The organism is Mesonia aestuariivivens (genome assembly GCF_019311235.1).
GTDB classification, from domain to species: domain Bacteria; phylum Bacteroidota; class Bacteroidia; order Flavobacteriales; family Flavobacteriaceae; genus Mesonia; species Mesonia aestuariivivens.
The window spans coordinates 235,678-244,418 of record NZ_JAHWDF010000004.1 but is presented as its reverse complement, the minus strand read 5'-3'; the positions used below and the strand labels follow the sequence as shown (position 1 = coordinate 244,418).

Sequence of the window (8,741 nt, the reverse complement as noted above, 5' to 3'; positions counted from 1 at the left end):
TTCAGCTGAATCCTTTAATGCCAAAGTAAAGGCTTTTAGATCACAATTTAGAGGAGTGAGGAATACCGAATACTTCTTATATCGATTGATTAAATTATATTCTTAAAATCGTAAAAACCCAGATTTTAGACTTGATCCGGATTGATCCCTATTTTCATTGAAACTAATTAATTTTTATTTTAAAAATTAAAAAAATATTAGAAAAGTATATAGTCTTTTTTTGATTCTCCTTAAATTTAATACTGTAGTGTTTATGAGTAGTGAGAGGTTATAAATGTGCCCAGAATGGGAGCATTTTAATTTGTTAGAGTAATTTCACTTTTTTTACAAGCATCAACAAAAACGAGTATTTGAAGTGGTTTGCGTGTGAGTATATTAAGTTTTAAATAACATATAAAAACAAATTTACTTTCCCCTTTAGTTTCCCCTTTTTATATTTGGGGAAAATTAATTGAATGTATTTCTTCCTCAAAGAACCAAACTCAAATAAAGATACAATTATCTATTTGATTTATTATCTGAAGCACGAAGGTAAGAATTTTAAGTATTCTACCGGGCAAAAAATTAGTCCGGACGATTGGGATCCTGTTAATAGATTGCCGAAAACAAAAAGAGGAGCTGCAGGGGTAAAGAATAAACATATCTCAAGTGTACTTTCTAATTATTCAAGTTTGCTGGATGATACGGTTCAAGATTTCGAGAGAAGGAATGAGGTTTTAACCAGGGCAGAATTAAAAAGTACATTTGATTTTGAATTTAAGAAGAAAGCCAAGGATGAAGAAATCATTTATTTCTCAGATTTTATAAAGGATTTCAATGATAATCATATTGATCAGGTAATTTTAAAAAGTACTAACCGGAAACTTTCAGAGCGAACAAAGAAAGGTTATAAAACTGCCTTAATCGGGCTTCAAAAGTTTGAGAAGAAATATAAGAAAGTACTTTTAAAAGATCTGACACTGAATTTTCATTCTAAGTTTATGAATTTTCTTTATGATGAAGAAAATTTGGCGACTAATACCGTTGGATTCTATATTAAGAATTTAAAATCTTTAGCAAAGCACGCTGATCGAATGGGATTAAAAATCAATGATCAGATTTTGAGCTCAGACTTCTTTGTTCCAGAGGAGAAAAGCGAAAGTGTTTATCTTACTATTGATGAAATTGAAAAGTTATTCAATAAAGATTTTTACGATCGGCCAAGATATCAAAATGTAAGGGATTGGGCGATCATTGGTTGCTGGACAGGGTTAAGAGTTTCAGACTGGGATAAGTTCGGAGGTATTGAAAATGGATATATTAAGATCATGCCCAAGAAAACTCAATATACTTCAGGAAAAGAGGTGGTGATCCCTATTCATTGGCAAATACAAAAGATATTAGATAAGCGTGGGCTTCCTGAAAAGGTGAGTGATGTTGAATTTAATCGAATATTTAAAGATGTTTGCGGTGCAGCTGATATTGATTATGAAGTATATGGTAGCAGAAGAAGCAAAAAAAGTAAAAACAGGCTGGAAAAGGGGATGATCGCAAAGAATGATCTAGTGAGTTCTCATACTTGTAGAAGATCTTTTGCTACAAATAATTATTTAATGGGAATTGATACCCTTACGATTATGCAAGTTACCGGACATACAACAGAAAAGAGTTTTCTCAGGTACATTAAAGTAACTCCGGATCAACACGCTAAACGATTAAAGGAAAAGTGGGATAAGTATTACAGTGAAGCTAAGAAATAGTTTCAGGCCTCTCTTTTTTAGTAGTAATACTTTTTATGAAAATCTCATCGCTAACACCGAAGATCCAATTTGCATTCACTTTGAAATTTGTGATAATTTTTGAAATATGTTCAGTTGTGAAATGATTTGATCCTTTTTTGATATTGTAAAGGTTCTGTTTTCTAATTCCGATCGTATCACAGAATTCAGTACTGAATTTAAGATCTCCCCTTGACTTGAGGAGATCTATCAATGTGATTATTTTTTGATCAATATTATTCATATTATTTAGTAGATTCTTCTTTAATAAATTTGTTATCTTCTGTGTTAGTATAATAGAACTTATCAAATGTTTGCTTGGAATCATTTAGCATTGGATTATTAATTGAATAAGAAGCTTTATATTTTGTGCTAACTACTTTTTCAGGACTTTTCTGATATGAATCACTTTTGTTTTTCCAAATTTTAACATCATAAATAGCATCAATCATTTGATCTCTTTTCTTTTCCCATTCATAGTTTTCATAAGCTCTATCAGCTTTAATGTTAGCCAATACGATGCCTTGATATCTACTTCTAAGGGTGTCTAGTTGACCTAAAACATAATCATAGGTTAAAGTATCTTTCTTGTTTTTTTCGGCATCTTCACCTAACCATAGGTTTACTAACTTATCTCTATAAAATTTGAGACTATCTTTAGCAGTTATTTCTTCAACTTTATTTATTTCTGATATTTCAAAGTTTAAGTCATCAATATTCATATTAATGTTTTCTTTTATTTTATCTTTTTGATAATTATAAAGTAATTCTTCTTCGTGTGATCTTCCGCAAGAAATTAAAAGCGTTGAAATAGTTGCGATTAGTAATAGTTTTTTCATGATAAATTTGATTTTAGTTATTATTAAAATAAGTGGCTCGATGCCTGTACTTTGTAAATAGATAAAATTGTACTCTTTTTTATTTGTTGTGGCGGGAACTCTTCTTTTTTACTTTCAGATGGCTTACTTATTAGTGTGTAATGATTGTCGTCTTTACCTTTAGTTATTACTTTAATCATTCTAAATCCGTTATTGGTAACAATAGCATAAACCTCTCCCATAGGTATAAACTCCTGCCAGTTATTAATTTTAGTTAGACCAATGGCATCACCGTGTTTAATAATTTTTGCCATCGATTGCCCAGATGCTCTAACAATATAATCACAACCTGAAAAAAAAGGATGCGTAACATAAGTGTCGGGTTGTGTTTGTTGATTATTTATAATTGAAGCAAACCCCGCAGTAAAATCTAAATCGAAATAAGGAACTCCTTTTGGCTCTGCTTCTTTATTATATTCTTTACTAGGTTCTGATGTTTGCTCACCCTTTAGCATTGAACCCTCGCCGGTTAAAAGCCAAGCAGGATTCACGTCAGGGAATTTATTCAAAATTGCATTAATCAAATCTTTGCTTGGTTCATTTCTCCCTTTTCTAATAAAAGTTAATTTAGATTGAGTAATTACATCAACTTCTTTTGAAATCTTATAACCACTATATCCTTTTTCTTTAATAAGATAGAGAAAGCGTTTAGATAATTCACTTATATTATTTTCAATACTTTTCAATATGTGTTGTATATTTGTGTAAATTCAAAAACTTATATTATGTCTGATCAACTTGAAGAAGCTCAAAAAAACAGAGACAACGATCTTAAAATTGCTATTCTTAATTTTCTTTCAACAAAAGAACAGCCGCTGTTAAACCTGGTTTTAAAACACAAAAACAATCCTATTCCTAAGTTTGAAGAGATTTTCAATTATATTAAGTCTCTTTGAAAAAATCATCAGGCAAATTAACTGGTGGGAATAAGATTGGTAAGCTAAACTTGACTTTAGATACACTCTCTTTATCACCACTATAAGATCCTGAAAGCACCTGAACTGAAATACCGCCCTTTTTTACTTCTCTAGTAATTAAAGCTGCTTCAATATCAATTTTTTGATATTTACCAAAATCGTAAATTTTTCCCTTCGTTTCATTACCCAAAGATTGGTCACTTGTTGGATTCACAATCGATTTAATACCCTTTTTGTTTATTTCATCTTGAGTATCTGTAACTCCTTGTATAATCTCAAGTGAGACCTCTTTTATAAACTCTCTTAGTTCCATAAATAAAATTTTAACACAAATTACTTTACAAATGTGTTGTACTTTTCATTTTGTGTTGTATATTTGTCACAGTCAACAAGACAAAGATAGAAAAACAAACAACAAGTTAGTAATCTATAAATCAAATTACCTAATAAGTAGGATATGGAAGATCAATCACAATTAGAAAAATTAAGGCAAACTTTAATCAAAGTGGCCGAAGCTTCTCCGGCAGGAAGTCACATTGAAGTTGCTGAGAGAATGAAAAAGAGCCCATCTTATATCTACAAGATTCGCGTAGGTATCAATGCAAAAGTTGATAATGAAGGTAACAGAAAGCTGATTCAAAAAGCAATTGATGCTTACCGAACAATTATCGAGCGTGAGCAAAAGAAATACGCATCGCTATGAAACCCTACACAACGATGCTCTCTCCAACAGAGAAAGAGATAACCGAACAGATTGCGATGGGAAACTCAATGAAGGAGATAGCTGCTGAACGATATAGAAGTGTAGAGACAATTAAAACACACATCAAGAACATCAGAACCAAATGGAACGCTCGCGGTGTAGTTGATATCACAAGAATCTACACCATCGAAAATGCCGATAAGATGAAAATGTTGATAGCGGTTCTCTTTTTAGGAATTCAAATTTTCTTCATCGTACCGGATCACAGCGCGCAATTGAGAAGAAGCAGAACTCAAAGAACAGTAAGAGTAAGAAGTAAAAGAAAAAACGAATAATATGGAAGTATTAACCGAAAAGCAAAGAATTGAGGAGAGCATCAAAGCTCACGCAATTTATGATGCGAATAATAAAAGCATGACAGCGAAGGAATGTGCTGAGTATTTAGGTGTTCACATCAATACTGTTAAGAACAAAATCAATTCGGGAGAGATTAAAGCTAATTTAATTGGGACCGTGTGGAGTATTCCTAAAATTCAATTTCTAAAAAAGATTATTGAGGATAAGTGGAAGTATAAAAAAAGCCACCGGTAAGGGCAGCTTTTTAATCTATAAATCGATTTCGGATCAATCACAATCGAAATCTAAGTTCAACCGATTACGATTCAATCACAAGCCGTAATCACTTAAAACTTATTACAAATGTATTTAAAAAAAGTATTAGCAGGAAATTTTCTCTACAATTTAGGGATGCACACCGAGTACGAGCAGTACATTAAAGTAACAACTGATGAAGAGTTAGTTGCTATTTATCACACACTTTTAGATCGAGCTGAAGAAACTAATAACAAAGTTTTGAGAGAGGTTGTTTTTGCAATGATCGCTTATTCTACCGGGATCAATATTAATCCTTTAATCCTTATGGCGCTATGAAAAAAGAGATAGTGATCATTAACGGAAGGTGGCAAGTGAACGGAAAACCTCTTCTTGAACTTACTGATGAAGAGAAGCACGAAATGAATGAATATTTCAAATCATCTAAAACAAACTGCAATGCTAAAGTTAAACGATAAACAAGCTTTCATAGGCTTCTGTATAGCCTTGGCGGTTTACATCATATCAATCATAGTCTTGGGCATTTTAATCTTTAATCTATAAATCAAAATGATTTCAAACATTCAATATCTAACTCCGGAAGGGGTGAACGTAACTAAGCGAATTGAAGAGGGTAGAACTCTAAAATTCAAAGAGCGAAAGGATGCTGAAGCAAAAGCAAACTTTATCAGATCTTATGTATATGAGCTGAATTACTATTTGTCAAACGAGAAGGGCCAGCGAGTAATCAAGCAATTCGGTTACGCGGTTCCTAAATAAGTCAATCACTATGAAACATTATTATTTAGAACTCAAGCAAGGCGAAAAGGTTTGTATGAGAAAAAAGACTTCTCTCGCCTCAGAAAGTAAAGACAGAAAACAAATGAAACAATTTCAGAAACCTGATCAAGAAATTCAGTTTGTTGTTTCATCAACCAAAGAAAAATTAATCCATAATCTATAATTCAATTATTATGAAATCAATCACAATTCAATCATTAAAGCTAGTTAACTTCAAAGGAATCAGAAACCTTATCATCGATTCATTTGGAAAAGAAACTAAAATTTTCGGTGATAATGGTACCGGAAAAACATCTGTATTCGATGCGTTCACTTGGTTATTATTTGGAAAAGATTCTCAGGACCGCACAAGTTTCGAAATTAAAACGCTAGACAACCAAAACAATGTAATTCCTAAAATCGATCATGAAGTTGAAGCCACCATTTTAGTTGATGGTGAAAGTGTAACACTGAAAAGAATATTCCGTGAGAAATGGAGCAAGAAGAAAGGAAGTTTAGAAGCTGAATTCACTGGCAATGAAACCAATTACGAGTGGAATGGTGTACCAATGACGCAAAGAGATTACAATGCAAAGATCAGCAGTATTGTTGATGAAAAAATATTTAAACTGATTACATCACCGGCTGCATTCACATCCTTAAAGTGGCAAGATCAGCGCCAGGTATTAATTGAAATCACTGGTAATATAACCGATGAAGATATCGCAGCCGGTAATCTCGACTATCAAGAACTTTTAAAGAACCTAACTAATAAAACAATTGAGGAATATCAAAAACAGATCAAAGCCTCAATTGCAAAGTCTAAAAAAGAGCTGAAGTTTATCCCTTCACGTATTGATGAAGTGGAACGTGGTAAGCCGGAAAGCTTCGATTTTGATCAGTTAAGAAAAGATGTTGAAGCTAAGGCAGAAATTAAAGCTTCATTAGATAATCAGATTTCTAATAAACTTGAAGCTCAACAAGAGTTCCTTAATCAAAGGAGTGAGGTTCAAAATAAGATCCATTCTTTAGAAACTGAAATTAGTAATGTTCAGCATAAACACAGACAGCAAGCAAAAGATAAGTTTGCAAATTCTACTTCAGAATTAACTTCTGTTCAGTCTGAAATCACACAGATTACTTCAGAAGTAACTTCAAGCCAAAACGGATTGAACACGCTTAAAAGTAAGTTGAATAATAAGAATAACGAGCTTTCAACTACTAAGGAGCAAATCAATTCTATTACTGAAAAATGGGTGAAGGTAAATGCGGAAGAGTTCAAGATGGATGAGAACGAATGCAAGTGTCCTACTTGTAACCGTGAGTTTGATCCTGCAACCATCGATGAGAAAAAGGCTGAAGCTGAGCAACGTTTTGATGAAAATAAGCAAAAGCGTTTAGCTCAAATCAATCAAAATGGTAATAGCTTAAAAGAAACTAAGGAGCATTTATTAAGAGAGGTTGAGGATCTAGAGAAGAGAATTAGCAACGGTGTTGATCACATTCAAAATTTAGAACTTAAACGTGATAATCTTCTTACTCAAGAAAAAATGTTGAAGGAAGATCTTCCTAATGTAACTGAAGAAGGAATCTACAAAGAGTTAGTTTCTGCAAATACAGAGCTTAGTGAAATGATCGCTAAAGTTTCAGGATTGAAGCAAAACCTTTCTGAAATGAAGCCGGTTGATATTTCTGATATCAAGTCAAAACGAGAGGAAGTTGAAAAAGAGATCGATCGTTTAAAAAGAATGCTTTCAAATGAGGATCAGATCAAGAAAGTAAATCAACGTATTGATGAGCTGCAGCAAGAAGAATCTCATTTAGCTCAAACTATTGCAGATTACGAGCGTGAGCAATTCATTATTGACAGTTTCGTAAAAGATAAGATGGATCGATTAGAGGCGCGTATCAATGAGCGTTTCAATATGGTTGATTTCAAGTTGTTCGATACTCAGGTTAATGGAGGTCAAGTGGAAACTTGCCAGGCTTTAATTAATGGTGTTCCATTTTCAGATGCAAATACAGCTTCAAAAATAAATGCTGGTATTGATATCATCAACACCCTTTGCAATCACTACCAAGTGAGCGCGCCTATCTTCATCGATAACCGTGAAAGTGTGGTGAATCTTATTCCAAGTCAATCGCAGATCATTAACCTAATAGTTTCAGAACCTGATAAAAAGTTAAGAGTTGAAACAGTCGATGAAGTGGAATTTCAAACAGTTTAAAAATTAATCTATAAATCAAAATTATGAGTACACAATCAAAAGAGTTACAAGTTACCAAAGAATCAATGGTTGATAATGTAACTAATCGAATTGCAGAATTACAAGATGGAGGTTTTAAACTTCCTGCAAATTATTCTCCACAGAACGCTTTGCAATCAGCTTGGTTAATGTTGCAGGATATTCAAACGAGAGACAAAAAGCCGGTCCTTCAGGAATGTAGCAAGAACACTATTGCAATGGCTTTGTTCAAGATGGTTCAATTAGGATTGAATCCGGCAAAGAATCAATGTTATTTCGTGCCTTACGGTAAAGATTTGGTATGTATGACATCTTATTTCGGTCAGGTTTTAATTGCTAAGCGTGCCGGTTTACAAGATGTGAAAGCAAACTTAATTTTAAAAGGCGATAAGTTCAATTATCAAATTGAAGCAGATGGCCGAAAAGTAGTTACAAATCACGATCAGCCTTTTGAAAATTTAGGGAATGAAATTATCGGTGCTTATTGTGTGGTTACGCTTCCTGATGGAGTTCAAGATACCGATATAATGACTTTGGCTGAAATTAAGCAGTCTTGGCAACAAGGAGCGCCAAAAGGGAATTCACCAGCTCATAGAAACTTTGAAGGTGAAATGGCAAAGCGTACAGTTACTAATCGAGCTATCAAGATGTTTGTGAATAGTTCTGATGATGGGGCAGTACTTGATGATGAATTACCAACTCAATCACCAACAGAGGCACACGTTCAGCATCAGATTCAAAGCAAAGCTCATCGAAGTGAAATAGGTTTTGAGGAAGAAGAGGAAGCTGATTATGTAGAAGAGAAAGCAGAACCGGAACCGGCTGCAAAACTTCAATCAGAAAAAATGCCGGAGTGGGCTCAACAGTAA

Annotated in this window: 13 protein-coding genes; 10 read left to right on the top strand and 3 right to left on the bottom strand. The window is 33.3% G+C overall.

The genetic code is table 11. The features are described 5' to 3' along the window. The first annotated feature begins 455 nt into the window (after window positions 1–455). Window positions 456–1,739: a phage integrase SAM-like domain-containing protein gene (locus tag KW502_RS05810; RefSeq protein ID WP_219039590.1), complete on the top strand. Its 1,284-nt coding sequence runs from the start codon at window positions 456–458 to the stop codon at window positions 1,737–1,739. Window positions 1,740–2,002: 263 nt separating this feature from the next. Here the strand turns inward: KW502_RS05810 and KW502_RS05805 are convergent, their stop codons facing one another. Both KW502_RS05805 and KW502_RS05800 read right to left on the bottom strand, forming a co-directional pair. Then, a complete protein-coding gene (locus tag KW502_RS05805) occupies window positions 2,003–2,596 on the bottom strand; it encodes a hypothetical protein (protein WP_219039589.1) in 594 nt (197 codons plus the stop codon). Between the two features lie 23 nt (window positions 2,597–2,619). Continuing rightward, the gene (locus KW502_RS05800; RefSeq protein WP_219039588.1) at window positions 2,620–3,321 is read right to left on the bottom strand and encodes a LexA family transcriptional regulator; all 702 of its coding nucleotides are present in this window, start codon (window positions 3,319–3,321) and stop codon (window positions 2,620–2,622) included. A gap of 39 nt (window positions 3,322–3,360) precedes the next feature. Here KW502_RS05800 and KW502_RS05795 point away from each other — a divergent pair, with 39 nt between their 5' ends. Then, window positions 3,361–3,531, top strand: a complete 171-nt coding sequence (locus KW502_RS05795) for a hypothetical protein (RefSeq protein ID WP_219039587.1) — start codon at window positions 3,361–3,363, stop codon at window positions 3,529–3,531. Here the strand turns inward: KW502_RS05795 and KW502_RS05790 are convergent. Continuing rightward, window positions 3,518–3,865, bottom strand: a complete 348-nt coding sequence (locus KW502_RS05790; protein WP_219039586.1) for a hypothetical protein — start codon at window positions 3,863–3,865, stop codon at window positions 3,518–3,520. The two genes, KW502_RS05795 and KW502_RS05790, sit on opposite strands and share 14 nt — an antisense overlap. Before the next feature lie 144 nt (window positions 3,866–4,009). Between KW502_RS05790 and KW502_RS05785 the strand changes: the two genes are divergently transcribed. The 8 genes from KW502_RS05785 (at window position 4,010) to KW502_RS05750 (ending at window position 8,741) form a co-directional block, all read left to right on the top strand. Next, a complete protein-coding gene (locus tag KW502_RS05785; RefSeq protein WP_219039585.1) occupies window positions 4,010–4,255 on the top strand; it encodes a hypothetical protein in 246 nt (81 codons plus the stop codon). Continuing rightward, window positions 4,252–4,590 (top strand): response regulator transcription factor, encoded by a 339-nt coding sequence (locus tag KW502_RS05780; RefSeq protein WP_219039584.1) that lies wholly within the window; start codon window positions 4,252–4,254, stop codon window positions 4,588–4,590. Before KW502_RS05785 ends, KW502_RS05780 begins: the two co-directional genes overlap by 4 nt. Window position 4,591: 1 nt before the next feature. Beyond that, window positions 4,592–4,846: a helix-turn-helix domain-containing protein gene (locus KW502_RS05775; protein WP_219039583.1), complete on the top strand. Its 255-nt coding sequence runs from the start codon at window positions 4,592–4,594 to the stop codon at window positions 4,844–4,846. Between the two features lie 108 nt (window positions 4,847–4,954). Beyond that, entirely contained in the window at window positions 4,955–5,185 is a 231-nt protein-coding gene (locus tag KW502_RS05770) for a hypothetical protein (RefSeq protein ID WP_219039582.1), read from the top strand. After that, the gene (locus KW502_RS05765; protein WP_219039581.1) at window positions 5,182–5,325 is read left to right on the top strand and encodes a hypothetical protein; all 144 of its coding nucleotides are present in this window, start codon (window positions 5,182–5,184) and stop codon (window positions 5,323–5,325) included. The genes KW502_RS05770 and KW502_RS05765 overlap by 4 nt, the downstream gene beginning before the upstream one ends. A 311-nt stretch (window positions 5,326–5,636) precedes the next feature. Then, complete coding sequence (locus KW502_RS05760) at window positions 5,637–5,810, top strand: hypothetical protein (RefSeq protein ID WP_219039580.1); 174 nt, start codon at window positions 5,637–5,639, stop codon at window positions 5,808–5,810. Window positions 5,811–5,820: 10 nt separating this feature from the next. Next, window positions 5,821–7,854, top strand: coding sequence for an AAA family ATPase (locus KW502_RS05755; RefSeq protein WP_219039579.1), 2,034 nt, complete (start codon window positions 5,821–5,823; stop codon window positions 7,852–7,854). Between the two features lie 23 nt (window positions 7,855–7,877). After that, window positions 7,878–8,741 carry a recombinase RecT gene (locus tag KW502_RS05750; protein ID WP_219039578.1) on the top strand — a complete coding sequence of 288 codons (864 nt, stop codon included), beginning with the start codon at window positions 7,878–7,880 and terminating at the stop codon, window positions 8,739–8,741.